The 26,973-nt window shown below is 62.2% G+C and carries 23 protein-coding genes and 2 riboswitches; of the genes, 10 read left to right on the top strand and 13 right to left on the bottom strand.

Translation table 11 applies throughout. From position 1 onward, the window contains the following. The first annotated feature begins 17 nt into the window (after nt 1–17). Nucleotides 18–1,439, top strand: coding sequence for an amino acid permease (locus ACTX90_RS15640; RefSeq protein WP_161448917.1), 1,422 nt, complete (start codon nt 18–20; stop codon nt 1,437–1,439). Between the two features lie 88 nt (nt 1,440–1,527). After that, nucleotides 1,528–2,004 (top strand): ribonuclease E activity regulator RraA, encoded by a 477-nt coding sequence (gene rraA / locus ACTX90_RS15635; protein ID WP_047120237.1) that lies wholly within the window; start codon nt 1,528–1,530, stop codon nt 2,002–2,004. Between the two features lie 16 nt (nt 2,005–2,020). On the opposite strand, the gene ACTX90_RS15630 is transcribed toward rraA, so the two are convergent. Continuing rightward, a complete protein-coding gene (locus ACTX90_RS15630) occupies nt 2,021–2,329 on the bottom strand; it encodes a hypothetical protein (protein WP_146955966.1) in 309 nt (102 codons plus the stop codon). A 97-nt stretch (nt 2,330–2,426) separates the two neighbouring features. Further along, nucleotides 2,427–2,975: a CGNR zinc finger domain-containing protein gene (locus ACTX90_RS15625; RefSeq protein WP_443442373.1), complete on the bottom strand. Its 549-nt coding sequence runs from the start codon at nt 2,973–2,975 to the stop codon at nt 2,427–2,429. 129 nt (nt 2,976–3,104) lie between these two features. Between ACTX90_RS15625 and ACTX90_RS15620 the strand changes: the two genes are divergently transcribed. Then, nucleotides 3,105–4,076, top strand: a complete 972-nt coding sequence (locus tag ACTX90_RS15620; RefSeq protein ID WP_443442372.1) for an EamA family transporter — start codon at nt 3,105–3,107, stop codon at nt 4,074–4,076. 9 nt (nt 4,077–4,085) lie between these two features. On the opposite strand, the gene ACTX90_RS15615 is transcribed toward ACTX90_RS15620, so the two are convergent. After that, complete coding sequence (locus tag ACTX90_RS15615) at nt 4,086–4,412, bottom strand: 4a-hydroxytetrahydrobiopterin dehydratase (RefSeq protein WP_053798906.1); 327 nt, start codon at nt 4,410–4,412, stop codon at nt 4,086–4,088. Between the two features lie 420 nt (nt 4,413–4,832). Here ACTX90_RS15615 and ACTX90_RS15610 point away from each other — a divergent pair, with 420 nt between their 5' ends. Continuing rightward, complete coding sequence (locus ACTX90_RS15610; protein ID WP_443442371.1) at nt 4,833–6,281, top strand: APC family permease; 1,449 nt, start codon at nt 4,833–4,835, stop codon at nt 6,279–6,281. A gap of 95 nt (nt 6,282–6,376) precedes the next feature. Here the strand turns inward: ACTX90_RS15610 and ACTX90_RS15605 are convergent, their stop codons facing one another. Continuing rightward, nucleotides 6,377–6,940, bottom strand: coding sequence for a dihydrofolate reductase family protein (locus tag ACTX90_RS15605; protein WP_443442370.1), 564 nt, complete (start codon nt 6,938–6,940; stop codon nt 6,377–6,379). 231 nt (nt 6,941–7,171) lie between these two features. Between ACTX90_RS15605 and ACTX90_RS15600 the strand changes: the two genes are divergently transcribed. After that, nucleotides 7,172–8,701: a GMC family oxidoreductase gene (locus ACTX90_RS15600; RefSeq protein WP_443442369.1), complete on the top strand. Its 1,530-nt coding sequence runs from the start codon at nt 7,172–7,174 to the stop codon at nt 8,699–8,701. Nucleotides 8,702–8,789: 88 nt separating this feature from the next. Here ACTX90_RS15600 and cycA read toward each other — a convergent pair whose 3' ends face one another. After that, complete coding sequence (cycA, locus tag ACTX90_RS15595) at nt 8,790–10,283, bottom strand: D-serine/D-alanine/glycine transporter (protein ID WP_424572723.1); 1,494 nt, start codon at nt 10,281–10,283, stop codon at nt 8,790–8,792. A gap of 213 nt (nt 10,284–10,496) precedes the next feature. Beyond that, nucleotides 10,497–10,605, bottom strand: a riboswitch (glycine riboswitch). Next, nucleotides 10,606–10,704: riboswitch (glycine riboswitch) on the bottom strand. 266 nt (nt 10,705–10,970) lie between these two features. On the opposite strand from cycA, the gene ACTX90_RS15590 reads away from it, so the two are divergent. Together ACTX90_RS15590 and ACTX90_RS15585 are read left to right on the top strand one after the other, a co-directional pair. Continuing rightward, a complete protein-coding gene (locus tag ACTX90_RS15590; RefSeq protein WP_047120230.1) occupies nt 10,971–11,423 on the top strand; it encodes a MarR family winged helix-turn-helix transcriptional regulator in 453 nt (150 codons plus the stop codon). Then, on the top strand, nt 11,420–12,463 hold the full coding sequence (locus ACTX90_RS15585; protein WP_113607087.1) for an FUSC family protein: 1,044 nt from the start codon (nt 11,420–11,422) through the stop codon (nt 12,461–12,463). Before ACTX90_RS15590 ends, ACTX90_RS15585 begins: the two co-directional genes overlap by 4 nt. 78 nt (nt 12,464–12,541) lie before the next feature. Here the strand turns inward: ACTX90_RS15585 and ACTX90_RS15580 are convergent, their stop codons facing one another. From ACTX90_RS15580 to ACTX90_RS15565, 4 genes are read right to left on the bottom strand one after another with little or no spacing between them, the layout of a single operon-like run. Then, on the bottom strand, nt 12,542–13,822 hold the full coding sequence (locus ACTX90_RS15580) for a M20 family metallo-hydrolase (protein ID WP_443442368.1): 1,281 nt from the start codon (nt 13,820–13,822) through the stop codon (nt 12,542–12,544). Nucleotides 13,823–13,865: 43 nt separating this feature from the next. After that, the gene (locus tag ACTX90_RS15575; RefSeq protein ID WP_120991192.1) at nt 13,866–15,527 is read right to left on the bottom strand and encodes an amidohydrolase; all 1,662 of its coding nucleotides are present in this window, start codon (nt 15,525–15,527) and stop codon (nt 13,866–13,868) included. Beyond that, a complete protein-coding gene (locus tag ACTX90_RS15570) occupies nt 15,524–17,164 on the bottom strand; it encodes a thiamine pyrophosphate-dependent enzyme (protein ID WP_113607084.1) in 1,641 nt (546 codons plus the stop codon). Before ACTX90_RS15570 ends, ACTX90_RS15575 begins: the two co-directional genes overlap by 4 nt. 46 nt (nt 17,165–17,210) lie before the next feature. Then, nucleotides 17,211–18,533, bottom strand: coding sequence for an MFS transporter (locus ACTX90_RS15565; protein ID WP_374189840.1), 1,323 nt, complete (start codon nt 18,531–18,533; stop codon nt 17,211–17,213). A gap of 190 nt (nt 18,534–18,723) precedes the next feature. Between ACTX90_RS15565 and ACTX90_RS15560 the strand changes: the two genes are divergently transcribed. Further along, entirely contained in the window at nt 18,724–19,878 is a 1,155-nt protein-coding gene (locus ACTX90_RS15560) for an RsbRD N-terminal domain-containing protein (RefSeq protein WP_161448789.1), read from the top strand. Nucleotides 19,879–19,966: 88 nt separating this feature from the next. Here the strand turns inward: ACTX90_RS15560 and ACTX90_RS15555 are convergent, their stop codons facing one another. From ACTX90_RS15555 to ACTX90_RS15545, 3 genes are all read right to left on the bottom strand, one after another. Then, complete coding sequence (locus ACTX90_RS15555) at nt 19,967–22,246, bottom strand: heavy metal translocating P-type ATPase (RefSeq protein WP_443442367.1); 2,280 nt, start codon at nt 22,244–22,246, stop codon at nt 19,967–19,969. A gap of 38 nt (nt 22,247–22,284) precedes the next feature. Then, nucleotides 22,285–22,605 carry a heavy-metal-associated domain-containing protein gene (locus tag ACTX90_RS15550; protein WP_047120227.1) on the bottom strand — a complete coding sequence of 107 codons (321 nt, stop codon included), beginning with the start codon at nt 22,603–22,605 and terminating at the stop codon, nt 22,285–22,287. 61 nt (nt 22,606–22,666) lie between these two features. Then, nucleotides 22,667–22,996, bottom strand: a complete 330-nt coding sequence (locus ACTX90_RS15545) for a metal-sensitive transcriptional regulator (RefSeq protein ID WP_047120226.1) — start codon at nt 22,994–22,996, stop codon at nt 22,667–22,669. 96 nt (nt 22,997–23,092) lie between these two features. Between ACTX90_RS15545 and ACTX90_RS15540 the strand changes: the two genes are divergently transcribed. Together ACTX90_RS15540 and ACTX90_RS15535 are read left to right on the top strand one after the other, a co-directional pair. Then, nucleotides 23,093–24,235: a lipid II:glycine glycyltransferase FemX gene (locus ACTX90_RS15540; RefSeq protein ID WP_047120225.1), complete on the top strand. Its 1,143-nt coding sequence runs from the start codon at nt 23,093–23,095 to the stop codon at nt 24,233–24,235. A 14-nt stretch (nt 24,236–24,249) separates the two neighbouring features. Next, on the top strand, nt 24,250–25,524 hold the full coding sequence (locus ACTX90_RS15535; protein ID WP_113607080.1) for a carboxylate--amine ligase: 1,275 nt from the start codon (nt 24,250–24,252) through the stop codon (nt 25,522–25,524). On the opposite strand, the gene ACTX90_RS15530 is transcribed toward ACTX90_RS15535, so the two are convergent. Continuing rightward, nucleotides 25,521–26,912, bottom strand: a complete 1,392-nt coding sequence (locus ACTX90_RS15530; protein ID WP_443442366.1) for a DUF4232 domain-containing protein — start codon at nt 26,910–26,912, stop codon at nt 25,521–25,523. The two genes, ACTX90_RS15535 and ACTX90_RS15530, sit on opposite strands and share 4 nt — an antisense overlap. Nucleotides 26,913–26,973: the final 61 nt, after the last annotated feature.

Raw genomic sequence — 26,973 nt, 5'->3', positions numbered from 1 at the left:
CACTGGGGCGCCAGTTGATGCGACGCAAGTCCATTGCCGCAATGACCAGAGACGCGGCGGACAACGCAGGCATGGGTCAGCTCAAACGCACCTTTGGCGTCTTCCAGCTGGTCATGATCTCCGTGGGAGCGACCCTCGGCACCGGCATCCTGGTGATCCTGGGAGATGCGGTGCCCAAGGCCGGTCCTGCCACCTGGATCGCATTCGTGATCGCCGGGCTCACCGCACTGCTCTCGGCCGTGTCCTACGCTGAGTTGGCAGGCATGGTCCCGGTCTCGGGATCCAGCTATTCCTATTCCTACGTGACGCTCGGCGAGGGCATCGCCTGGATTTGCGGCTGGTGCCTGGTGCTCGAATACGCGGTCTCCGCCGCGGCGGTCGCGGTCGGCGCCGGAGCCTACGTCAACCAGACGCTGGAGATCTTCGGCCTGTCCCTGCCCGACTACCTCTCCGCCGGTGCGGCCGATGGCGGGCTGGTCAACCTGCCAGCCCTGCTGGTTGTCGTGCTTGCGACCTTCCTGCTGGTGCGCGGCGCTCGCGAGTCGGCCCTGGCCAACACCGTCATGGTGATGATCAAGATCGCCATCCTGATCTTCTTCGTCATCGTCGCCTTCACCGCCTTCGACTCGGGAAACTTCGAACCGCTGCTGCCCATGGGCATCGCCGGCGTCAGCGGCGCCGCCTCGATGGTGTTCTTCTCCTACATCGGCTTCGACGCCGCTTCCACCGCAGGCGAGGAAGCGAAGAACCCGCAGCGCGACCTGCCGCGCGCCATCCTGATCGCCATGGCCCTGGTGACCGCCATCTACGTGCTGGTGGCCGTGGCCGCAGTGGGCGCGCGCAACTGGGAATGGTTCGGCGAATCCGAAGCCGCCCTGGTGCAGATCGTCTCCGAGATCACCGGCCGGCCGTGGCTTGCGTTCTTCTTCGCGCTCGCCTCGGTGGTCGCGATCGTCTCGGTGGTGCTGACCGTGCTCTACGGCCAGACCCGCATCCTGCTGTCCATGGCCCGCGACGGGCTGATCCCGCGCTTCTTCGGCAAGGTGTCCGCCGAAACCCGCACCCCGGTGGTCGGCACCCTGGTGACCGGTTCGGTGGTCGCGGTGACCGCGGCGCTGATTCCGCTGGGCCAGCTGGCCGAAGCGACCAGCATCGGCACACTGTTCGCCTTCGCCCTGGTGGGCGTCTCGGTCATGTACCTGCGCCGCACCCAGCCGGACGCCCCGCGCACCTTCCGGGTGCCTCTGTACCCGGTGGTTCCGTTGCTGGGCATTGCGGCCTGCCTCTACCTGATGTTCAATCTGGCCGGCATTACCTGGGTGGTCTTCGGCATCTGGATGCTCATCGGCGCGCTGATCTACCTGGCCTACGGACGCCGCCATTCGCGGCTCGGCGGACTGACCGAGGTCGACTACAAGGCGGAACACCGCCTGAAGTAACACGCAGGGGCCGCCCCCGCGCTTCGGGGCAACTGCGGCTAGGCTGTCAGGTGTCGGATACCTACGTTTCCTTGCCCGGGAGGACCCCATGCATCAAGATCCAGTCAGCACCGCAGACCTCTACGACCAGCACGGGGACGACCTGCAGTCGATCTCTGTCCAGTTCCAGGATTTCGGCGGCAGACTGTCATTCCACGGCCCGGCCCGCACCATCAAATGCCATGAGGACAACGGGCTGATCAAGGAAACCCTGAGCTTCCCGGGCAACGGCGCGGTGCTCGTGGTGGACGGCGGAGGGTCGCTGCGTTTTGCGCTGCTGGGCGACATGATCGCCAAGAACGCCGAGGCGAACGACTGGGCGGGCATCATCATCCACGGCGCAGTGCGCGACCGCGCCGAACTGGCCGGCCTGCAGCTGGGTATCAAGGCGATCGGGAGCAACCCGCGCAAGACCGTGAAGCGCGGCCACGGTACCGTGGACGAGACCATCAGCATCGGGGACGTGAAGATCCGCCCCGGAGCCATGGTCTACGCCGACATCGACGGAATCCTCGTCCAGCACTAGGACGTGGCCGGGCCGATCAGTGGTCGTCGTTGGCCGGGAGCCACTCGTTCTTGAACTCCTCGATGGTCATCGAATCCAGGTCCTCGCGGATCTGGACGATCAGCCGTTCGGCTTCCTCTAGGCTTGAGGTATGCAGGCTGAGCAGCACGGAATCATCCAACCGGGAATGCACAACTACCTGCGGTTCATTGGCTTCGAATTCGGCGTCGCCCAAGGTGGCGGAGGCCAGGGCCACGACCCAGCGTCCTGCGGCCCGCAACGGGCCGGTCTTGACGGCTTCCAAACGTGCCTCGAAGCCGGAGGATGCATGTGTTTCTTCGGTCATGACCTGTCCTTTCGACATGACACTCGGCGTGCCGGGTATGTCTTCATCTTAGAGTTCGGCATCGCCAAAGGCGAATAGGGATCCCCAAATTTCGAAGTTATTTGCCGACGGAAGCCTTGCGGGCGCGGTAGGCCCGCACGTGCTCCCGGTTGGCGCAGTTTCCCGCATCGCAGTACAGCTTTGAACGGTTCCGCGAGAGATCCAGCAAGGCGTTCTTGCAGTCGGTGGAAGCGCAGATGCGCAGGCGCTCCAGCCCGCCGGCGAGAATGACCTCGGCCAAGGCCATGGCGGCGTTCACCGCGAAGCGGTCGTAGAGCGGGCTGCTCATGGTGGTCGCATGCAGCTTGTAGCCGCGCCTAGGGGACTTGATCAGCTGCGGCTGGGCGTTAGCGGTACGCAGAATCTGGTTGACGCGGAACACCGCATCTTCCTCGGAGGCCGTCCAGATGCTCTTGAGCTGCGAGCGCAGTTGCCGGATGGAACGCAGCTCCGCTTGGTTGTGGGCGCGGTCCGCGGTGAAATGCTGCGAGTCCAGGAATTCGTCCAGGTCAGCCACGCTGGAAAGCATGTCAACGATCTGCACCTCGGTGTTCAAGAGGTTCACGATGACCTTCAACGAGGCTTCGATATCGGGCGTAAAAGTCATAATTCAGTCCTGAACGAGCTAGCGGATTGACTGTGCTTCAAGCCTAACCGTATCGTCTGGAACATATGTCCCATCTCCGCCGGATCGACATCGAGCCGGCGGAAGTTCTTTGAAAGCACCGCACACTTGATGACTCACCCTGAGGAACCGCTGGATTCCCCTGCCCTGCGCACGGCTGCCCCGCGCGTTTCCAACTCCGCCCGCGGAGTCTGGATTGCGCTGGCGTCCTCGGCGGCGTTCGGCATTTCCGGAACTTTCGCCCGCGGGCTCTTCGAAGCTGGATGGTCGCCGGTCGCCGCGGTGACCGCGCGCATGGCGGGCGCGGCACTGGTGCTGGCGATCCCGGCCATGCTGGCTATGCGCGGCCGCTGGACCCTGCTGCGCACCAACTGGGTGTCGATCTTGCTGTTCGGCCTGTTCGGCGTGGGCGCCTGCCAGTTGTGCTACTTCCTGGCGGTGCAGCGACTGGATGTCGGCGTGGCACTGCTGCTGGAGTACCTGGCTCCGGTGCTGATCGTGCTGGTGCTGTGGGTGCGCCACAAGAAGCGCCCGTCGGTGGCCACGATTGCCGGCACCTTGCTCGCCTTGGGCGGCCTGGTGGCGGTGCTGGACCTGACCGGCACCTCGGACATCGACCCGATCGGCGTCCTGTGGGGGCTGGGCGCGGCGGTTGGGCTGACCGTGTACTTCTTCATCAGCGCCCGGGTGGATGGAGCGTTGCCGCCGATCATGCTCTCCGCCGGAGGCATGGCGATCGGGGCCCTGTCCATGGTCGCGGTGGCCGCCTTCGGCATCCTGCCCATGGAGTTCTCCACCGGCACCGGTTCATTCGCCGGCTACGAAACCCCGTGGTGGCTCGCGCTCACCGGCCTGATCCTGATCTCCACGGTCTTCTCCTACACCACCGGCGTGATGGCGGCGCGGGCGCTGGGTTCGAAGGTCGCCAGCTTCATCTCGCTGACTGAGGTGCTATTCGCGGTGCTGTGGGCCTGGCTGCTGCTCTCTGAGCTTCCCGGCCCGGTGCAGCTGATGGGCGGGTTGCTGATTGTCGGCGGCGTGGTGCTGGTTCGCGTCGACGAGCTGCGCAGCGCCCGGCTGTAGCCCGAACCGTCAGCGGGAGGCGGCGTCGACCGCCAGCCCCTCGAGCTTTGCGGCTTCCTCGGAAATCCGGGCGGCCAGGTCGAAGTCCCGCTTCGCGATGCCGTGGACGCTGCGCAGCGAGATCCCCACGTGGACGGACTCGTAGCGCCAGTCGACGGTCGGGTGGTGGTTGAGCTGTTCGGCGGCCAGCCCGATGACCGCGATGAATTCCAGCGCGGTGGCGGTTGTGTCGAACCGATAGCTGACAGCCAGCGAGCTTTCGCCCAGTTCCCAATCCTGCAGTTCATCCATCAATTGCCACACCTGCACGCGTGGCAACGGCCCGGTTTCCGTCATGGCGATCCTTCCGAAAACAATGTCGCTGATCCAAGGAGCCGCGACGCCCCTTTTTCGGGTCATCGTGGCATGGGTCCACCCCGGAAGCCAACAGGTGTCAGACATTGCACAGGACGAAGCGGGTGCACCGGGATTCGGGTGCCGGAAAACCACGGCTGCTGCCGCCGTCCGGGGCCGGCGCGCCGGGCCTGACTCAGGATGAGTACAAATGAGTGACGAATATTCTCTCATGAGATCGACGGCTGGCCAATTCTGGTGTCGTTCCATGGCCAATACATCGGCCCGCTCACCGATTCTTTTGTACCGCTGGTCGCTTGGTGGCGAATAATCCGTGACTTCGGCCGATTGGGGTGTATCGGCCACGGGATGATTCTTGGCGGTGTTCCAACGCCATCACATGCTTGACTGAAAGGGACGAAGTTGTCCACAACACGTACAAATAAGGATCCGGGACAGGTGTCCCTGGCCAAGACCCTAGGCAACTGGGATGCCCTGGCCCTTGGCTTCGGCGCAATGATCGGATTCGGCTGGGTGGTCCTCACCGGCGGCTGGCTTTCGAGCGCCGGAACCCTGGGAACCATCGTCGCTGTGCTGGTCGGCGGCGGCATCATGGCCGTGGTCGGCCTGACCTACGCCGAGCTGACCGCTTCCATGCCCAAGGCCGGCGGCGAGCACAACTTCATCCTGCGTGCGCTTGGCCCGCGTCCATCCTTCATCGGCTCCTGGGCGATCACCGGCGGCTATGTCACGATCGTGGCCTTCGAAGCCGTGGCGTTCCCGCGCACCGTTGAATACATCTTCCCCGGCATGAGCCAGATCCCGCTGTGGACCATTGCAGGTTTCGAGGTCCACTTGACCTGGGCGCTGGTCGGCGTCCTGGCCGGCATCCTGATCACCTGGATCAACATCCGCGGCGTGAAGCAGGCCGGCGTGGTCCAGACCTTCACCGTGATCTTCCTGCTGGCCATCGGCCTGCTGATGATCTTCGGCTCGGTCACCGGCGGCGAAACCGCCAACATGGAGCCATGGTTCACCCCGGGCATGAAGGGCTTCTTCACGGTGCTGATGGCCGTGCCGTTCCTGTTCATCGGCTTCGACGTGATCCCCCAGTCCGCCGAAGAGGTCAAGATCCCTTCGCGCCAGATCGGCAAGCTCGTGGTCATTGCTGTCATCATGGCGACCCTGTGGTACGTCATGGTGGTGCTGACCACCGCCTCGGCGATGCCGGCCGCGGATCTGGCGAACACCAACATCGCCACCGCCGACGCCTTCGGCGCGCTGTTCAACTCGGATTTGATGGCCAAGATCCTGATCGCCGGCGGCATCGCGGGCATCCTGACCTCCTGGAACTCCCTGCTGCTGGGCGCGTCCCGTCTCGTGTTCTCGCTGGCCCGCTCCGGCATGCTGCCCGACTGGTTCGCCCGCCTGCACCCGAAGTACAAGACCCCGCACAATGCGCTGCTGTTCATCGGCGGCATCTCGCTGGTTGCCCCGTTCTTCGGCGAACGCATGCTGGGCTGGCTGGTGGACTCGGGTGCCCCGAGCATCATCATCGCCTACTTCCTGGTGTCCGTGACCTTCCTGCTGCTGCGCCGCCGGGAACCGCAGATGGACCGCCCGCTGCGCGTGGGCGGCGAAGGCCGCTTTGGCGAGGTCATCGGCTGGGCCTCGGTGCTGCTGACCTTCGGCCTATTCAGCCTCTACATGCCCGGCATGCCGGCGCAGCTGACCTGGCAGCCGTGGCTGATCTTCGCGATCTGGTGGGCCATGGGCGCGCTGTTCTTCTTCAAGGTCCCCGGCGGCATCCCCGCTGGTGTCGACGCCGAAGAAAAGGTGCTCGAAGTCGTCAGGGCACGACGCAAGAAGTAGCGTTTGTCTGGCACTGCGTGCAGGGCGCGTCCGTTCGCGGACGCGCCCTGCACGTATTTCATGCGCAGTTCCCGGCGCTCGGGTGTGCGCGGCTCCTAGCGCTTGACCTCGTAGCACAGACGCATGACCCCGCCGCTGAGCTCCTGGGCGGAGAGCAGTTCCAGATTGGTGCGGGCGAGGCCCGGGGCGAAGTAGGGGGTCCCGCCGCCCAACACTATCGGGAACAGGTTGATCCGGTATTCGTCGATCAGTCCCAGCCGCGCCGCCTGGGCGGCCAGGGCCGCCCCGCCGATGGCGATCTCCGTGTCGCCTCCCTGCGCCTTCAGCGACTGGATCTCCTCGCCCAGGGACCTGGTGGCCAGCCGGGCGTTGCCCTGCACTTCATTCAGCGTGCGGGAGAACACGACCTTGGGCAGAGGGTTCCACAGTGCGATCCAGTCCAGATCCAGCTTTGTGCTTTCCGGGTTGTCCGCGGCGGTCTCCCAGTACAGCATGACCTCGTAGAGCTTGCGCCCCATGAGCTGGACACCGAGATTCTTCGCCTCGTCGATGGAGGCCTGGTAGATGTCGTCACCCGGAACGCTCCAGTCGATTCCGCCATCCGGACCGGTGATGAATCCGTCCATGGACATGGACATTGAATAGGTAACCTTGCGCATTGCCGCCGCCTCTTTCGAAGTTGCTTCCACGGTACGCACCGCTGGGCGCGCTGGAAAGGGCCTGCAGCGCACTGCCAGCATGGGACCCGTCCTGCGCTGGAAGCCAACCCGCGTGCGCTGCAGGCCAATCCCTAAATCCCGAATCCGTAGCAGACTAGGTTCGATATGTGTGACACGGCCAACACCTGGAGCCGACATCGGCGCTGGCCTACACGGGAGAAAAGGGGAATTGTGGAGAACAAAACCGTCATTGTCGTAGGCGCAGGTTCGGCCGGATCGGTGGTCGCGCGCCGGCTCGTGGACGCCGGAGCCAGCGTCACCCTGTTCGAGGCAGGCAACGAGGACACCAACCCCGCCATCCACGACCTCTCGCGCATGGGGGAGCTGTGGCACAGCGAGGACGACTGGGACTACTACACCGCGCCCATGAACGGCACCGCCAGCAAGCCGATGCACCTGCCGCGCGGCAAGGTCATGGGCGGCTCGCATGCGCTGAACGCCACCATCTGGGTGCGCTGCGCCCCGCAGGACTTCGACCACTGGGCCAGCGTCAGCAGCCCCGACTGGGCCTGGGAGAACGTCCTGCCGGTCTACAAGGACATCGAGAACTTCTCCGGAGGCGCCAGCGAGCTGCGCGGCGGCGCGGGCCTGCTTCCCGTGGTCGACAAGTACCCGCTGGACGAGATCCACCAGTCGATCATCGAGGCCGCAGTGCAATCCGGCGTCGAGCACAACCAGGACTACAACGGCCAATCCCTGGAAGGCGTCTCCCAGGAGCAGGTGAACATCGTCAACGGCGAACGCATCAACACCTGGAAGGCCTACCTGAAGCCGGTGCGCGAGAAGCTGCGGATCATCACCGGCGCACAGGTGCACTCGCTGCTGGTCGAGGACGGCGCGGCGGTGGGCGTGCGCTACCGCAGCGGCGGGCAGCTGCACGAGCTGCGCGCGGACGAGGTGGTGCTCAGCGCCGGCGCGCTGGGCTCCCCGCAGATCCTGTTGCGTTCGGGCATCGGCCCCTCGGCGGAGTTGGAGGCCGCCGGCGTCGCTCCGCTGCTGGATGCCCCGCAGGTCGGCAAGAACCTGCACGACCACCTGCTGGCCCCGGTGATCGGGCAGACCACTGCCAAGGACATCCCGGCGCCGCGCACCGGCATCTCGGTGTCGCAGACCCACCTGTTCGCCAAGTCGCGGGAGGATCTGGACGTGCCCGACACCCAGCCGATCTTCTTCTCCGTGCCGATGTACTCGCCGGGCATGGAACCGGTTCAAGGCACGGCATTCACCCTGCACTCGGGCATCATTGCCCCTCACAGCCGCGGCGAGCTGACGCTGTCCGGGCCGTCGCTGGACGACCCGGTGCGCATCGACCTCAACGCGCTGGATGACCGGCGGGACATGGACGCGTTCCTGTTCTCCATCAAGCAGTGCCGCGACATCATGGCGCAGCCGGCGCTGGCTGGGGACTGGGGAGCGGTGGAGGTCTATCCGGGCGCCGAGGTGCAGGACGACGCGGCGCTGGAGGACTACATCCGCAACAACGTGGTGACCTACCACCACCAGGTGGGCACCTGCCGTATGGGCGTCGACGCGCAGGCGGTGGTGGATCCGCGGCTGAAGCTCAACGGGCTGAAGGGCCTGCGGGTCATCGACGCGTCCATTATGCCGCGCATCACCACCGGCAACACCAACGCCCCGGCGGTGCTGATCGGTGAGCTCGGCGCGAAGTTCCTGCTGGAAGACCTGGCCGCGAGCCGGTAGCCGCCGGCCTGTTCTCCCGTGCTGACGCCAAGGGCCTCGCACCGTCATCCCGTGACGTTGCGAGGCCCTCGATGGTTGCCCAAAGGCGCTAGCTGTCGATGCTTTCCTTGGCCTTCTCGGCCTGGGCTGCGCCGGCTGACACGGTGCTGCGGTAGGCGGCCGCCTCGCGGCGCTCGTGGGCGACCTTGCCGGCGTGGGCCAGGCGCAGCGCCTCGTGCTTCGGATCGCGGCGGACCCCCAGGTAGCCGATGCCCAGCCCGATGAACCAGAGCGGGGTGGCGATCAGCGCGACCAGCGTGTCGGCCTGGGTGGTCAAAGCCCACAGGATGAAGACGAAGAATGCCAGCACGACGTACGGCATGAACCGTCCGCCGGGCATCTTGAAGGCGCTGGCGTCATGCAGCTGCGGGCGGCGGGCCCGGTAAGCTAGGTAGCTGAGCAGGATGATCGACCAGACGAACATGAAGCAGAGGGCTGAAATGGTGGTCACCAGCGTGAACACCGCCATCACCGAGTCGCCGCTGTAGAGCAGCGCGACGCCTGCCAGCAGGAACATGCATGAGAACATCAGCGCGTTGCGCGGCACCTTGCGGGAGGAGAGCCGCTCGAACTTCTTCGGGGCGTCGCCTTCCAATGCCAGGCCGCGCAGCATGCGCGAGGTCGAGTAGATGCCCGAGTTGGCGCTGGAGGTGGCGGAGGTGAGCACCACGAAGTTGATGATGCCCGCGGCGCCGGCCAGCCCGGCCAGGGTAAACATGCCGACGAACGGGGATTCCTCGGCGGAGAACAGCGTCCACGGCTCGACCATCATCAACACCAGCAGCGCGCCGACGTAGAAGAACAGGATGCGCAGCGGGATCGAGTTGATCGCCTTGGGCAGGGTCTTCTCCGGGTCCTTGGTCTCGGCCGCGGTGGTGCCGACCAGTTCGATGCCCACGAAGGCGAACACTGCGATCTGGAAGCCGGCCACGAAGCCCATGGCGCCGTTCGGGAACATACCTCCATGCGCCCAGAGGTTGGAGAAGGAAGAGCTGATGCCGTTGTGCTGGAATCCAGTGATGACCATGGCCAGACCCACCACGATCAGCGCACCGATGGCGATGATCTTGACCAGGGCGAACCAGAATTCGGTTTCGCCGAAGGCCTTCACGGTGCTCAGGTTCAGCACCAGCAGCAGGACGATGCAGGCCAGGCCCGGGATCCACAGGGGCAGGTCGCCCCACCAGAAGGCGACGTAGTGCGCGATGGCCACGACATCCGCGATGCCGGTGACAACCCAGCAGAACCAGTAGGTCCAGCCTGTGAAGAAGGCGGCCCAGGGGCCGAGCAGGTCGCCGGCGAAGTCGGCGAAGGTCTTGTAGTTGAGGTTGCTCAGCAGCAGCTCGCCCATGGCGCGCATGACGAAGAAGAGCATGAAGCCGATGATCATGTACACGAAGATGACCGAGGGGCCGGCGACGGCGATGGTCTTGCCGGAGCCCATGAACAGGCCGGTGCCGATGGCGCCGCCGATTGCGATGAGCTGGATATGGCGATTGGAGAGTCCGCGTTCGAGCTTGGGGGCAGAGCTGGTTGAGCTCATTCAGGCGCCTTCCGGGAGTGGGGGATCCCGCACCCGACGCAATCCGGGACAAGCCGGTGGGCCTGTCCGCGGACAGCGCTACCTTCGAACACGCGCATCGTGGTGTTCTCCTGTTTTCGGCCGCATAAGGCTCAAGCGCTCAAAGCAAGTGCCTGCCGCGACCACGGGGGAGCATCATGGGCGTGCCCGCGAGTGCGGCACTGTTCTGATGTTCCTCCCCAATCTGTTTGCGTACCTGAGAGTTTTCACTTCGCGCCGAATACTGGGCGAAGCCTGCTCCTTCGGTGAGCGCGACCTTCATCGCGCTACTTTCCAGATGTGCCTGTTCGTGGCGGTACGGGGGCCTGAGAGTTTCCCGGGGAGGAATTGCTCCTACGGCGCCCGCCCTTGGTTCAGGACGGGGCTCTCCCGCCACGCATCAATGGCTGTTTGGTGACTGCCATCACAGTATGCCTTGGAAACGTGAAGCGATGCAAATTGAATCTGCCGGAAAATCGTCGTAAAGCCTCAAAAGGTCCTTTCGAAAATCCTTATTGACAAGTGCGTTTCAATTCCGTCTTGTGGCTTAAAGTTTGAAACGGCGCAACGCTTAATATGAGACCCCAGGTTCCCGCCCCTGGGTCGCGTTCGGGGCGGCAATCTGTACCGCTATGAAATCATTTCATCGTGAAATGATATTCTCGGTGGGTGAATGAACAGAAACCGCCCCAATTCCAATGGAACTCCTTGAGTTATCTGGCGACCCGGGTTGGGCGCGTGGGTACCACGGCGCTCGGTGCGCTCATGGACGCCGAGGGGCTGACGCGCCACCACTTCACGATCATCAGCGCACTGGAAGAGTCCGGCGCGATGTACCAGAACGACCTGGCCGACCGGGCCAATATCAACCGCGGCCATATGGTCGCCTACCTCGACCGGCTGGAAGCGCACGGTACGCTGCAGCGCACCGTGGACCCGGCGGATCGCCGCCGCCGGCTCATCGAGCTGACCGCTGAAGGGCGTCGTTTTGCGGACCGTGCCGTCGAAGCGGCCCGCGAAGGCGAGGAGAAGATCTACAGCGTGCTGGATGCGGCCCAGCGCGACCAGCTGCGCGGCCTGCTGCAGCTGGTAGTCGCCAGCGAGGAGGAAGCTCGCCCGTGATTGCCCACGCACAACAGATCTGGAAGCACAGCGTTGCCGTCGCCCCGCGCATGCCGGCGTTGCGGCCCGCGGCCCGGGCCACGTTCTGCTTGGCGGTGCCGCTGCTCATCCTCGCCAGCCTGGGACGGATGGATTGGGCGATGTATGCAGGGTTCGGCGCCTTCTGCGCAGTCTTCGGCCGCTACGACAACTACGCGGTCCGCTTCTGGCAGCAGCTCAGCTGCGGCGCGGTGCAGGTAGCATCCATGCTGCTGGGCACGCTGTTCTCCTTTCTCCAGACGCCGTTCATCGTCGATGCACTTGTCTTGGCCGTGATCGCCTTCGGCTCCAATCTGGTGTCGCGCGGGGTGCGCTGGCTTCCGCCGGGACCGATCTTCGCGGTGTTCGCCGGCGGTGCCTGCCTCTCGGTTCCGGCAAGCGGCGAAAGCTTCATCGGGGTGCTGCTGGTCGGTGCGGGCACCGCATTGTTCAGCCTGCTGGTCATGCTCGGGCTGTCGGCCCGACGCGGCCGACTGGCGGCCGCGCTGAAGGCGGAACCCACCTGGGCGCCGACCGAGAAATCGGTCCATGAATCCGTGCGCATGGGCATCGCCGTCTTGTTGGCCGGTGTCGTGGCCTATCTTCTTGGGGGAGACCACTGGTACTGGGCGAGCCTTGGCGCAATTTCCGGGGTGATGGGGGCAACCGTCCACAGCCGGGTTGCCCGGGCCCTGCAACGCTGCGTCGGAACCTGCATCGGCGTGCTGCTGACCTGGGCGGTGTTCGTCTTCGAACCCAATCTCTGGGTGCTGCTTGCGGTGGCGCTGGTCGGCCAGTTCTGCATCGAGGTCGTCATCCTGCGCAATTACGCGGTGGGCATGGTCTTCATGACCATGGTCGCGCTGCTCATGGTGCACCTCGCCAGCCCCGAGGATCCCATGGTGCTGCTGGTTGACCGGGTCACCATGACGGTGCTCGGGGCGGCCACCGGTGCGGCGCTGAGCGTGGCGATCGGCATCGTCGTGGGTCAGCAGAAGCACGTCGAGCAAAAGCAGAACTAAGACCGCGTGGGAGAAGCCATTCCAATTGGCGCCCCAAAAACGAGTTTAAGGGCGCCAATATTCGTCGCCGAGCATGATCTACTGAGACTGCCCGGTTGCAGAGACAAGGAGCGCATCCGCTGGAACGAATTGGCCTTGTACAACGCGATGAAGTACTTCGGCGAGAAGATCTAGTCCAGCTAGCATGTCCTTGTCGTGTGTCAGCTCGCGTTCATTGTGGCTGATACCCTCCACGCTGGGGACGAACAACATGATGGTTGGGACAATGTCTTTCATATTCGTTGAGTCGTGCCCGGCCAGTGTCCGGACTACCCCATGCCGGAGGCCCAGGGATTGCGCTGCGTCGGCAGCCAGCTTGAGTCCCGCCTGATCGTAGGCTTTTGCAGCCCAGACATGCTCAGCACCCCGTTCGATGCTGACATTTGCCAGCTTTTCGATTCGCTTCACACGGGAGCGCAGATCCGCATCCGCTGCGGCTAGTACGTCAGCATCGGTAGATCGAAGATCCACCAGAAGATTTACACGACTAGCTACAACCACGGGCGAGTTGGGGTACACGGAGAATTCGCCGCAGGAGGTGATTACCATGTGTTCATCGGTGGAATGTTCCAAAGCGACCTCTCGCGCAGCGACGACGAGCGCGCTGGCACCAAGCAAGGCATCTTGTCGGTCTGCAATGATGGTAGCTCCGGTATGCGCTTGCTCCCCGTGAACTATGAATTCGTACTTGTTTGCACCCCAGGTCGATTCGACCAGCCCTATGTCTAGCCCCTGGTCTTCCATAGAGCGTCCTTGCTCAATGTGGATCTCTACGTATGCAACCACCTCGATCTCAAAATCACCTATGGTTCCAATTGATTCGAGAGCTTCGCGAACACTCACACCGTGAGGATCAGTTGTTGCCAGAACCTGCGGGGCTGGAAGCTTACCCGTAAAAACTGCGCTACCCATCATGGATGGCTTGAAACGACAGCCTTCTTCGTTAAACCAGTTGACGACAACAATATTGAATTTCGCTGATTCGTTGTCTTGTATGGTTTCACGCACGCGTAATGCAGCGTGGGCCCCTGCCAAAACGCCATACGCGCCGTCGAAACGCCCTGCCAATGGCTGTGAATCAAGGTGCGATCCCACAGCGATCCATGGAGCTCCTGGAGATAGTTCCAGTAGGGAAAACTGGTTGCCCACGTTGTCATAGTGGACGGAGAACCCGTGGCCCTCCACTAGCCCACGGAACCAGTTTCGATTTTGTCCGTCTGCCGTCGTAGCTGCCTGTCGGTCAACGCCACCACCAGGTGTGGCACCGTTGCGGCTCATTGAAGCGAAGTCTGCCAAGAACGATTCGTGATGGATTTTCATCTTCTCTCCTGAATTTTAATCTATTGACCTGCACCCTGTGGGTCTACACATGGGCGGGAATTTCTGACTTGGTGAAGCTTGATCGGCCTCCGACGTAAGTCCCGAGTACCTCAATGGCTGCGATTTCGTCAGCCTCCAGCGGCGATTCCGAGAGCACGACAAAGTCGGCCAGCTTGCCTCGGGAAAGCGATCCTCGATCCTCGAACTGTCCAGTACCTTTTGCAGCATTGACGGTATACAGGCGCAAGGCCTCCAGAGGCGAGAGACATTCGTCGGATCCTCCGAGGACCAGTCCCTTGTCGGTTCGCCGCGTCACTGCGGAATCAATTGCTCGAAGCACGTTGTTATCTGCAACAGGAAGGTCTGAACTGCCGGCAACCAGTACACCAGCGTCCAACAACGACTGGCCGCGATATAGCCAATTCTCGCGATCCGGTCCGACTAATGCTGCGAACTGGTCGCCCAGCGGCCCGATGAATGATGCCTGCGGTGTCACTACGATTCCGTGGCTAGCTACAGCAGAGACTTGATCGGGCCTAGCAATGCCGAAATGTTCGATGCGATTCGGCAATGCGTTAAGGCCATAGCGTTCCTGTAGCTCCGCAATGATTTCTATGCCCAGATCGATGGCCGCATCGCCAATTGCATGAAGCGCTACAGGCCAGCCGGCCCGGTACGCCGCGGAAACGCTTTCTCGGTATTCCTCGGGAGTGTTCAACAGGTATCCAGTGTTATGCGAATGCCCGCAGTAGTCCTCTGTCACCGCAGCCGTAGCACCAAGCAGAGAACCATCCATGAATACTTTCACTGGACCGAAGGAGACGAATTCATTTCCGAATCCGGCTAAGACGCCTAGGTCCAGCCCTCGTCCACGCCCTGTGCCATGTGCGTCCGAGACATGAGAATCCTGCTCACGCAGAGCATCCAGCGCGGGCATCAGCTGTGCGCGGGCATGAAGACGCTTTTCTGCTAGTGCTTGTTGATACGCGGTGACCTCAATAGGAGAATGACCAATCCAACCTCCTCCAACACCCGCTTCGGTAAATGAAGTAATTCCGCAGGCCGCATATCGGGAGGTTGCTTCATCAATAGCCGCCGTCAGCTGTTCGATCGAATAGGGCAGGACCAAGCGCTGCACCAACGATTGTGCTGATTCCTCCACCACACCGGTGAACTGTCCAGAGGCATCCCGGACGATGGCACCACCGATAGGATTTTGGAAATCGGATTCAAAAGCACCTGCGAGTTTCAAAGTGGCACTATTGGTTATAGACGCATGTCCGGAAACATGTCGCAAGTACATTGGTCGGTCGCCCGTGATCTCGTCTAAGCGGCGGAGGTCGGGAAACTGACCGTCATGGTCTTTCTGATTGAAACCAGTGCCGTTGAGCCAGACACCTGGCTGATCCTTTAACTCGTGCATCTGCGCTTCTAATAGGGCATAAAGCTCCTCCAAACCACGAGCTCCGGACAGATCCACGGCGGATAACCCCAAGCCCCACCATGCGGTGTGGCAATGGGCATCAATGAATCCTGGAGTAATGACGGCGGAACCAAAATCAATGGTTTGCGTGGCTGAGAGGCCCTGAATCTGCTCGTCGAATCCTAGAATGCGTCCAGCGAAGATACCCATGCATTGTGCTGTAGGACGGTCCTCATCCATGGTTAGGATGGTCTTGGCTCGCACCAGAAGATCGAGCATCATGCCGAGACCTCCTGGCTGTGCGCAACGGTTCCTGGCCCCATAGTTTCGGGATCAGTTTTCAAGTGCAACAATGCAGGACCACCATGGGCCAACGCGCGGCGCAAAGCTGGAGCGAAATCCTCTGTTTGATCCACGTACTCACCATGTCCGGAAAATGCCTCGATCCACCGTGCGAAGTTCGGGTTCACCATGTCTGTTCCAGACGGCCGGCCTGGGTAGTGAAGTTTTTGATGTTGCACAATCGTTCCGTAGATCCCATTGTCGACAACGATGACTATTGGCGAAGCGCCTTGGGCAAAAGCGACAGCAAGCTCCTGAGCATTCATGAAGAAATCTCCATCCCCGCAGATCGCCACCACCTGGCGTCCTGGATTGCTGATGCTAGCGGCTACCGCCGCCGGTACTGCCAAGCCCATTGCCCCGTTGCGGGGTCCAACCAAAGTTCCTGGACCGTGGTGGCTGAGATACCGATGGCCCCAAAGAGTCGCGTTTCCTGCACCATAAGAAATGATCCGGTTGCTGTCTAAAACCTCTTCAAGGGTCTCGAATGCTGCCGCCAAATCAACACCAACTCCACCATCGCGGCCAGGCCTGGTGAAGGCCACCTGTTCCGCACGAAGCCTTTGCATCCACGTAGCTTCGCGTTTTCCGCGGACGGAATCGGAAGAGGGCAGGGCCGAGATGAAAGATATAGGCGAAACTCCTACATGTATGTCTAGACGACCTGCATGCCCTTCCAATGAAGCATCCGGAGTCACGACAATTGTCGGGGTATTCATCGCGGCGGTGTAGCCCTCAGATAGAACATCGGTTCGGCTGCATCCCAAGAAAACTAACAGGTCGGCTTCGCCAAGTGCCACAGCTGCATGGTCAGACCTGCCGTACCCGAGCCAGCCGGCGTAAGCTTCGCAGTCGTGATCGACTGCATCGTAGGCTCGCCAATCAGCAAACAACGGGATCCTGGCGGCCACAGCGAACTCACCTAGTATCGCAGAGGAGTTCGTATCCCAACCGTCACCACCGACGACGATGGCAGGCCGGTCTGCGTCTGCAATCAAGCTCGTGATGATGGAAAGCGACTCGGAATCAGGTGCCGCGGTCGGCAGGGGTTGTGGTGTTGGCACCGGAGACGATGTGAGTCGAACCAGTACATCTTCTGGAAGACCCACGACTACCGGTCCTGGCCGTCCAGACGATGCCAGCCGCAGGGCTCTGGCTACGACTTGGCCAGCCTGATTCTCATCGTCCAACTGGTAGACGGCTTTGGAAGTAGTGGAAAACCAACCTTCCAGGCTGAATTCTTGGAATGCACCACGACCTCGGTCAGACAACGGAACCAAGCCTACGAACAAGACAAGAGCCGTGGCATCTTGCCAAGCCGTGTGAACTGCGATCATCGCATTCGCGGCTCCGGGGCCACGGGTTACCATGGCGATTCCTGGAGTACTACTTAGCCTTCCTTCGGCCAAAGCCATGAATCCGGCTCCGCCTTCGTGACGGGTGACTACCGTATTGATAGGCGAGTCATGCAATCCGTCCAATACGTCTAGGTAGCTTTCGCCGGGAACTGCGAATACGCGTTCCACTCCATGTGCTTCGAGAGTTTTTACGATCAGATGTCCGGCAGACATAGTCATGGTTCGGTTGGTCCTTTGTGGTGAAAAAATCAGATCAGCGATGAAACTAGTGCTTGAAGCCGGGGAGGCTGACGCTCATCCTAGGGGCCAGAATGCCAGCTACTGCGGTGAACAATGACAAGAAGACCAACATGGCTGCTGCGGGCCACCAGTGATTCGCTGCGGAAGCGACCAATGCGGTGGCAACCAGCGGGATAAAACCGGAAATCATTCCGGCAGCGTTCTGAGCAAATCCGACTCCGGTGTAGCGAGTTGCCGCAGGGAATAATCCGGTAAGCACAGTGCCGGAGGCCGCGTAAGGCAAAGACAGGGTGCACACAGCCAGAGACATACCGAGAATTACGACTACAGGGTCTCCGGATTCAACGAGCAGGAATGCTGGCCATGCGACTGCTGCAGATAGCAGGCCACCGTAGGTAATCACCTTTGACGCTCCGAAGCGCTCGCCAAGACGGCCACCGAGAATCAATGTTGGAATCTCCAGGACCGCTGCAACGATCCCACCAAGTAGCATCAGTGAGGGCTCGTAATTAAGTACGTTTACTCCGTACCAAACCATGAATGCGGTCACCAGGTAGAAGCCACCTACACCGAGTAGACCTGCCGCCATGCCGATGATGATGTGCTTCCACGACTGGATCAGCGTAGTGCGGATCGGAGTTTTCTCGGTTTCTCCGTTTTCTACCAGCTCCTTGAAAACCGGTGATTCATCCAAGCGGCTTCGAATGTAAAGAGCGATCAGAAGCATTGGAATTGCTGCAAGGAACGGTACGCGCCAGCCCCAGGCATCGAAGCTTTCCTGCGAAACGAACACGGTCATCAAGAAGAATCCACCTGATGAAAGGATAGTGCCGATAGGGGAGCCGATCTGTGGCAGCGCAGCGTAGCGAGCCCGTCGATGCAGTGGCGCATTTTCTACGACAATCGTCATCGCACCGGACCATTCACCACCCACGAAGAGCCCCTGAGCTACACGGAGAAGTACTAGAAGAATTGGTGCCGCGATACCGATGGCTGCGTAAGTTGGCAACATTCCGATGAGTCCTGTGATCAGACCGATGCCGACGATGGTGATCATCAATGTCTTGCGTCGGCCGATCTTGTCGCCCATGACTCCGAAGATCATGCCACCGACAGGGCGGGCGACTAAGCCCACGCCAAATGTCGCGAAGGCAGCCATGGCGGCAGCTGTCGCATTCTGGCTATCAAAATACTGGACATTGAATACAAGCGCAGCGGCAGCACTGAAAAGGAAGAAATCGTACCATTCCATGGCGGTGCCGATGAGTGCGCCGATTGCTACCTTGTTTGCTTCCTTATCGGAAAGCTGATGGGTAGCACCGGCTTCTTGGGTTGCGGTGTGTGTCATGGGAAACATCATCCTGATCGGAAAGGGATGAGCCGGTTATGCGTAAGGCTCATTCGGTTGTCATGATGTAGTCCATCTTTTCAATAAAGCGGAGTTTGGTGACCAACGATTTGCAACGCGTTCCAGATCACAAACAGTGCAAAAGCACATAAAATGTACGAGTTGGCTGAAAAAACTGGATAGGAACCTAATGAATTCTCAGGATGTTGATTCACGCCGTTGGAATGAGTTGCTGGATCAACTAGATACGTTGGAACTCACTGACAAGTTCTTGAAACGTCTGGAATCGATTCCCATTTATGCTGAGTCGCCACTTCCAAACAGTGAAATTAGGCGCACTGGCCAGGCATCATTCGAAGCGTTGATTCTTGCTATGAGAACAGATGATGATGACCCGGGCTATCTTCGCGAGCGAGACGCAATTGCTTTGGAAGTTGGGGTTTCTAGAGCGAGAGCGCAAGTTCCCGTCGAAGCCTTGATGACTGCGATACGTTTGGACTTCTCGATAATCTGGCAGGCGATTGCCGAAATTGCTGAGCCTGGGGACGCTCAACTTATCGTGCAACGCACGGCTCGAGTCTGGGAAGTCGTGGATGGGTATGCCGGCGCGACGGAAAGTATCTACGTCGAAGAGCTGGCGCGCGTTCAAGCCGAAACCGCAGGTTTGCGCCAAAGCCACCTCGCGACCTTATTCAGCGGGCGCAATTTGACCCCGGCTGCTCTAGAAGGAATTTCCGTTGTTCTTGGGCACCGTCCAGACACTGAATTCGTGGTGGCAGTAGCACTTTGGGAACATATACCTTCCCTGAGGCTCATCTTGGCCAATTTTCACGAAGCTACCGGAGTGGTTACGTTTGCGACTGCTGATGCCTTAGTCGTTTTTTATCCACTGGACGCTTCGCCTGGTTCTAATTTTCACAAGCTCACCGTTCGGCTCGGAAATCTCAACTGCGGCTTGCTCGCCGAAGGATGCACATTGGAGCATGTGCCACATAGTGCTGATGTCGCAACTATTCTGGCGGAGCTTCTGGTTGACGGGGAACAAGGTGCCATGACATGGGCACGAGGGTGGGCTCGCATGGCTAGGCGAGAAATGAGCAAGGTGGGTGCTCCTGGCATTGAAGAAGTTGATCGGGCCTTGAGTACCTGTGCGGCTGCGGAACAGCGTCGGTTACGAGAGGCTGTGCAGTCCTACATGCGGACCGGTAGCATAGCGCGATCTGCCGATGAACTTTATTGTCACCGAAATACCTTGATGAACAGATTAAAGCGGTTCGCGCAGTTGACTGGTGTAGATCCAACGATCCCGGTACAGGCCGCTAGATTGGTTGTCGGTTGGTCGTAATCGAGATCGCCTAGTTTGTGGAATGAAAATTGGCCGCCGGGTGGGAATTCAGTTCATGGATTCCCACCCGGCGGCTTGGTGCTTTGGGCTACTTCTTGCCGAAGTTGCGCAGCCGCAGCGAGTTCAGCACCACCAGCACCGAGCTGGCGGCCATGGCCGCGCCGGCGATCATCGGGTTCAGCAGGCCCAGCGCCGCGATCGGGATGCCCGCGGTGTTGTAGGCGAAGGCCCAGAACAGGTTCATCTTGATCGTGGACAGCGTCTTCTCCGACAGCGCGATGGCCTGGGCGACCTGATACAGGTCGTTGCCCATCAGAGTAATGTCCGCAGCCTCGATGGCCACATCCGTGCCCGAGCCCATGGCGATGCCCAGGTCCGCCTGTGCCAGAGCCGGGGCGTCGTTGACGCCGTCGCCCACCATGGCCACGACCTTGCCTTCGGCCTGCAGGCCGGAGATCGCCTTGACCTTGTCCGCCGGGAAGACCCCGGCGAAGACGTCCTCGGGCTTGATGCCCACCTGCGCGGCCACCTTGGCCGCCACGGACTTGTTGTCCCCGGTCAGCAGCACCACGCGCAGCCCGCGCTGCTGCAGCTCGGAGATCGCCTTGGTGCTAGTCTCCTTGACCTTGTCGGCCACGGAGATCACTGCTTGGAACTGGTGGTCCACCGAGACCAGGATGGCGGTGGCTCCGGCCTGCTCGGCCTCCGCCAGCATGTCCAGCGCTGCCTGGTCCAGTTCGGTGCCCTGGGACTGCAGCCAGCTGTAGCGTCCCACAACCACGGTGCGGCCGTCGATCACGCCCTTCACGCCGCCGCCGGGATCGGAATCGAAGTCCGACACCTGGGCCAGCGGGCCGAGCTGCGCGGCCGCGGCGGCGATGGCCTGGGCAATCGGGTGCTCGGAATGGTGCTCCACGGCGCCGGCCAGGGCCAGTGCCTCATCCGGGTGCACGCCGTGGACGGCACGGGTGCCGACGTGGGTCATCACGCCGGTAGTGACGGTGCCGGTCTTGTCCAGCACGATGGTGTCCAGCTTGCGGGTGTCCTCCAGGACCTGCGGTCCGCGGATCAGGATGCCCAGCTGGGCGCCGCGGCCGGTGCCGACCAGCAGTCCGATCGGGGTGGCCAAGCCCAGGGCGCACGGGCAGGCGATGACCAGAACTGCCACCGAGGCGGTGAACGCCGCGTAGCTGTCGCCGGTGGCCAACCACCAGACCAGGAAGGTGAGCACCGCGATACCCAGCACGATCGGCACGAAGACCGCGGAAATGCGGTCTGCCAGCCGGGCGATCGGGGCCTTGCCTGACTGCGCCTCTGAGACCAGACGGCCCATCTGGGCCAAGGTGGTATCGGCGCCCACGCGGGTGGCGCGGATGACCAGGCGGCCGGAGGTGTTCAGCGTGGCTCCGGTGACCTCGTCGCCTTCGGCCACCTTCTGCGGCACGGATTCACCGGTGAGCAGCGAGGTGTCGATGGCGCTGGCCCCGTCGACCACCACGCCGTCAGTGGCGATCTTCTCGCCGGGACGGACCACGAACTGGTCTCCCACCTGCACCTGGTCGGCCGGGATCTTCACCTCGGCGCCGTCGCGCAGCACGACGGCTTCCTTGGCGCCGAGATTCAGCAGGGATTTGAGCGCATCGCTGGCCGAGGACTTGGCCCGGTGCTCAAGGTAGCGTCCGAGCAGCAGCAGCGTGGCGACCACGCCGGCGGTCTCGAAGTACAGCGCATGCTCGCTCATCTTCATGCCCACATGGGCGGTCATCATCGGATCGAGGATCAGCTGGATAGCGGAGAACAGGTAGGCGGCCAGCACGCCCAGGGACACCAGGGTGTCCATGGTGGAGGCCAGATGCCGGGCGTTGACGGCGGCGGCCTTGTGGAACGGCCAAGCGCCGTAGAGCACGACAGGGGTGGCCAGCGCGAACGTGACCCAGCCCCAGTGCGGGAACTGCGCTGCGGGGATCATGGAGATGACGAACAGCGGGATCGTGAAGATCGCGGAGACGACCAGGCGGCGCAGCAGGTGGTTGGGGACCAAGTGCTCGTGCCCTCCGCCGGAGCCTTCGTCGTGCCCCGAATGCTCCGGGGTGTTCCCGGGGGAGCGGGGCTCCGGGTGCAGCGGGGCCTTGAGATTCGCCGAGTAGCCGGCGGCCTTGACGGTTTCGATCAGCGTCTCGTCGGTGACCTCGGCCGGGACCTGGACCTTGGCGCTTTCCAGCGGAAGGTTGACCACGGCGCTCACGCCGGGCAGCTTGCCGAGCTTGCGTTCCACGCGGTTCACGCAGGACGCGCAGGTCATGCCCTGGATCTCAAGGTCGACAGTGCGCAGGTCCAGGGGAGAGGGGGTGTCGGTTTCGGAAGTCATGGGGGTAACCCTGTACTTTCCTGCCCGAGATCGGGCAATTACGCGTTGATTGCCTCGACGGTGTATCCGGCTTCGTCGATGGCGTTCTTGATGGTCTCTTCGCTCAAGGCCGCAGAGGAGCTGACGGTGGCGGTGGAGATGCCCGTGGCGTTCAGGATGACTTCGACGTCGTTGACGCCGTCGATCTCCTTGAGCTCTTCGGTCACCGATGCCACGCAGTGGCCGCAGGTCATGCCAGAAATCTGGATCTCGGTGCGGGCGATGGCCGGCGCGGCGTCCGGGCGGGGCACGATCTGCAGCAGGTCGTTGCCGTTCTCGGCCTTGTTGGAGGAGCATCCGCAGTTGCAGTTGTGGCTCATGATCTTGCTCTCTTTCGGGTATCCGGGGACAGCGCCCCGGGAATGGGAAAAATCCATTGAACTAGCGCACCAGGCGGGCGATGGCCGCGGAAGCCTCGGTCACCTTGTCGTTGACGTAGCTTTCATCGCCGGTCTCGATGGAGGTCTTGGCAGCGTCCACCACGCAGTGGCCGATGTGGTCCTCGACCAATTGCACACTGACCTTGTGCAATGCGGCATTGATGGCGGAAACCTGGGTGAGGATGTCGATGCAGTACTTGTCCTCGTCGATCATCTTCGCCACGCCGCGCACCTGTCCCTCGATGCGCTTCAAGCGCCGGGCCAGGGCATCCTTGTCCGCGTGGTAACCGTGGTGCTGGGCGTCTGCAGCAGGGGCTGGTGTCGTGTTCATATTTAGATAATACCCCTCAGGGGTATGAAGTCAAATACCCTCCAGGGGTATGATTGGTCACGTAATTCCCAGCTTGGTCGCGATAGGATTTCATTCGTGAGCCACAACGAACTTCACGTGCGTCCTATTTCCAGCACCGAACACTCATCCTTCCTCGCTACCGCCCAAGACGTCAGCTTCCTGCAGCGTCCCGAATGGGCGCGCGTCAAGGGCGGCTGGCGCGGCGAATCGCTGGGCTGGTTCGACAACGACTCGCTGGTCGGCACTGCGCTGGTGCTTCACCGCAGCGCGCCGGTCATCAAGAAGACCCTCGCCTATGTACCGGACGGGCCGGTCATCGACTTCGAAGCCTACGGGGCCGACGCGGTGCTGAAGCCGCTGGCCGCCTACCTGAAGAACCGCGGCTCCTTCCAGCTGAAGATGGGCCCGGGACGTGCGGTGCGCACCTGGGGCGCCGCCGCCGTGCGCAAGAACCTGGGCAAGGAAGGCTTCGCCCAGCTCTCCGACCTCGATGTGCAGTCGCAGTCCGACAGTGCGCTCGCGCTGAACGACGCGCTGGGCGCCCTGGGCTTCACCAAGGAAGACGTCGGCCTGGACTTCGCCGCCGGCCAGCCCGAGTACGTGGCCCGCGTGGCCCTGCAGGATGCCGAGGGCAACCAGCTGGACACCGAGAAGGTCATGGCTTCCTATTCCTCCACAACCCGCAACGAAACCCGCAAGGCGCTGAAGAGCACCCTGCAGGTCGAGGTGGGCGAGTGCAAGGACATGGCGCGATTCCATGCCCTGTACAACCACACCGCCGACCGCCAGGATTTCACCGGCCGCCCGCTGAGCTACTTCGAGAAGATGCACACCGTGCTCAACGAGGCAGTTCCCGGCTCCTGCACCCTGTACATCGCCAGCAACGAGGGCGTGGACCTGGCAGCGTCCATCATGATCCGCTCCTCCAACCTGGCCTGGTACCTCTACGGCGCCTCGTCCTCCGAGCAGCGCAAGCTCTTCGCGCCGAAGGCCATCATGCACCATATGATCAGCGACTCCATCGAGGCCGGTTGCCGCTACCTGGACCAGGGCGGCGTGAGCGCAACCCTGGACAAGGACCACCACCTTTCGGGGCTGACCAAGTTCAAGACCAACACCGGCTGCGATATCGTGCAGACCAACGGCGAATGGGACCTGGCGCTGAACAAGCCGTTGGCGTGGGCCTTTGAAAAGTACATGAACTGGCGCAAGAAGTAGGAACCGCAACCCCCATGGAAATTGATCCAACCCAGCGCTTCGTCCCGGTGATCCTGGGCGGAGACATCGGCACCTACACGCTCGCCCGCGAATTCTACGAGGCCTACCAGGTCCGCTCCGTGGTGCTGCCGGCCGCCGGCAACGGCGTCATCGAGCACTCGGTGGCCATCGACCTGCGCCCCATCGGCTCCATGGCCGACGAAGGACGCGTCGTGGAGGCGCTGCTGGAACTCGCCGCGGAGCTGAAGGCCTCCGGGGACCGGCCGCTGATGCTCTTCGGCTCGCTGGATTTCCACATCATGCTCATCGCCAAGCACCGTGCGGCGCTCGAAGAGCACTACGTGATCCCGTACCCGGAACTCGAGGTCATCGAGGCCGCGGCGCTGAAGGAGAACTTCTACGCGCTCGCCGACCGGCTGGGCATCGCCCACCCGCGCACCGCCGTGTACCGCCCGGGAGCCGACCTCGAAGCCCTCGCCGGCAATTTCACCTTCCCGCTGATCGGCAAACCGTCCAGCTCGGGAGACTGGATCGCCGCGAAGTTCGAGGGCAAGCAGAAGATCCACACGATCCAGGACTTCGCGCAGCTGGCCGAGCTGGTGTCCAAGATCGATGCCAGCGGCTACACCTCGGGCTACATCCTGCAGGAATACGTACCCGGCGGCGACGACGTGATGCGCCTGTGCACCTACTTCGCAACGAAGGAGGGCAAGGTCATTTTCGCCGGCTACGGCGAGGTGGTCATCGAGGAGCACGCGCCGTTGGTGTTGGGCAACTCCGCCGCCATCGTCACCGGCCGCAATGATGCGATGGCCGCCGACGGGGCGCGCATGCTGGAGGAACTGGGCTGGCGCGGCATTGCCATGATCGACGCCAAGTACGACCACCGCGACGGGCAGATCAAGTTCTTCGAGATCAATCCGCGCCTGGGCCGCAACCACTTCTACCTCACCGCCGCCGGGGTGAACCCCGCCCGCTTCTACGTCACCGAATTCCTGGGCGCCGAGTTCGACTCGGCCAGCGTGGAAACCACCGCAGTGGTGGAAACCGAGGCGGGAGTGCTGCAACTGAGTCGCGAGCACCTGTTCACCGTGCTGCCGCACCACCTGCTGCGCCGCTTCCTGGACAGCGGTACCGGACGCAAGGCGGCCGTGCTGCTGAAATCCGGCAAGGTCTCCAACCCGCTGAAGTTCGCCCCGGAAAAGCACCCGCGCCGCCGGGTCTACCTGGTGCTAAATGCGGTCAACCACTACGTGAAGTACAAGAAGTTCCCTCCGCGCAGCATCTAGGGTGCCCGGCTGCCGGGGCGTTCGCCCGATCCGCTGGACTCCCCGGGCTTCGACCAGCCCTCGGCGGCCTGCACCCAGGGGCCCAGATCGACCCGTGCCCCGTCGAGGATATCCAAGGACGTCGGACGTTCCTGATGCATCGGGGTCAAGACCACTGGTTCCAGGTTTGGCAGTGCGGCCACGCTCAGGTCGGTGGTCTCATCGGGATCCTGGCTGGTGGACATGGCTTTCCAATTCAGGGTGGAGATGGCGTATTCCCCGGAAGGAACCACGATCCGCTCCGCGCTCACATGGGTTTCCGGGCGGGTGACCGCATCATCCTGCACGTCGCCGTCGGCATTCAGGAACGTGATCTGCGCATAGCCCTGCAGGGAGCAGGCGCTTGCGGAAACATTGTGCGCGTAGAGAGACAGGAATCGTGAACCGAGCGCCGCATCCGGGCTGCTCAACGAGAGCTTGAGGTCGTCCTGGGTGCAGGTCGGGGCGTTCGCATCGCCAGGCCAGGCCGTGACGCCCTCGGGCAGCACCGGCGGCTTGGCCATGAGATGATCGGGCAGCTCCCGGCCGATCCAGCCGTCGAAGATCGTTCCGACGTCCGGGCTGGACAGGGTATAGGCTGTCGGCTCCGACAGGGGTTCATGCGCGTCGAGCCACCGCTTGATGTCGGCCGTCTGCTCGGAGTCGTCCGCAGCGCTCGAATACACGGACAACGAGCCCGAACCGAAAATGGCGTTCGCAACGTTCGGCTGCTGCGCGGCTTCGACTGCCAGTTGCACCTGCTCCAGCTTGAATTCCCCGTTGGGGGTGTAGCGAATCGAGCCGTCGGGGAGTTCAAGCGTGGGTTCGTAGTCCAGCCTCCGCGCGAGCTGCGCCAATTCAAGCAGTGCTTCGGTGTTCGGGGCGGACACCGATCCGTTGCCCACTTGCGTTGCTCCTTGCTGCCAGAAGCTGAAAGCCTGCGCCGTCTCTTGCCTCGGACGGTCTCCCAGCATCAACTGCAGCGGGTAGGTTTCCATGCCGGGAACCTGGGATTCCTGCGGGATACCGGCTACGATGCTGACTGCATGCTGGAGTTCGACATTGCCAACCACGACGGCCTGGGCCTGTTCGGCAGCGCTGGCCGCAAGTTCTGCCGCCTGCTGTGGGCTGAGCGTTTCAGGCAGGCGGAACGTCCACAGGACCAGCACCGGCCCCGAGCCGTTGGCGGCGGACGACCCCGCATCGTAATCCACCTCGGTGTCCAGGACATTGTCCAGCTCACCGATCTCGCCCAGCGCGGTGCACACCGGTTCGGGTGCGTCGCAGCGATCCCACGGGTCCCACAGCGCCACTGCCGCCGCCGTGACGGCAAGAGCTGCCAGCACGGCGATCAGCAATCTGCGTTTCATAAGGCTCAAGCTACCAAACGCCGTTCACGGCCCGCGGCCACCATGCCGCAAGCGAGTAAAG

Origin of the sequence: Glutamicibacter soli (assembly GCF_052322135.1) — a bacterium.
In the GTDB taxonomy this organism is placed as follows: domain Bacteria; phylum Actinomycetota; class Actinomycetes; order Actinomycetales; family Micrococcaceae; genus Glutamicibacter; species Glutamicibacter soli.
Note: the sequence above shows the minus strand (reverse complement) of the source record. Positions and strands in the feature narration are given on the sequence as shown.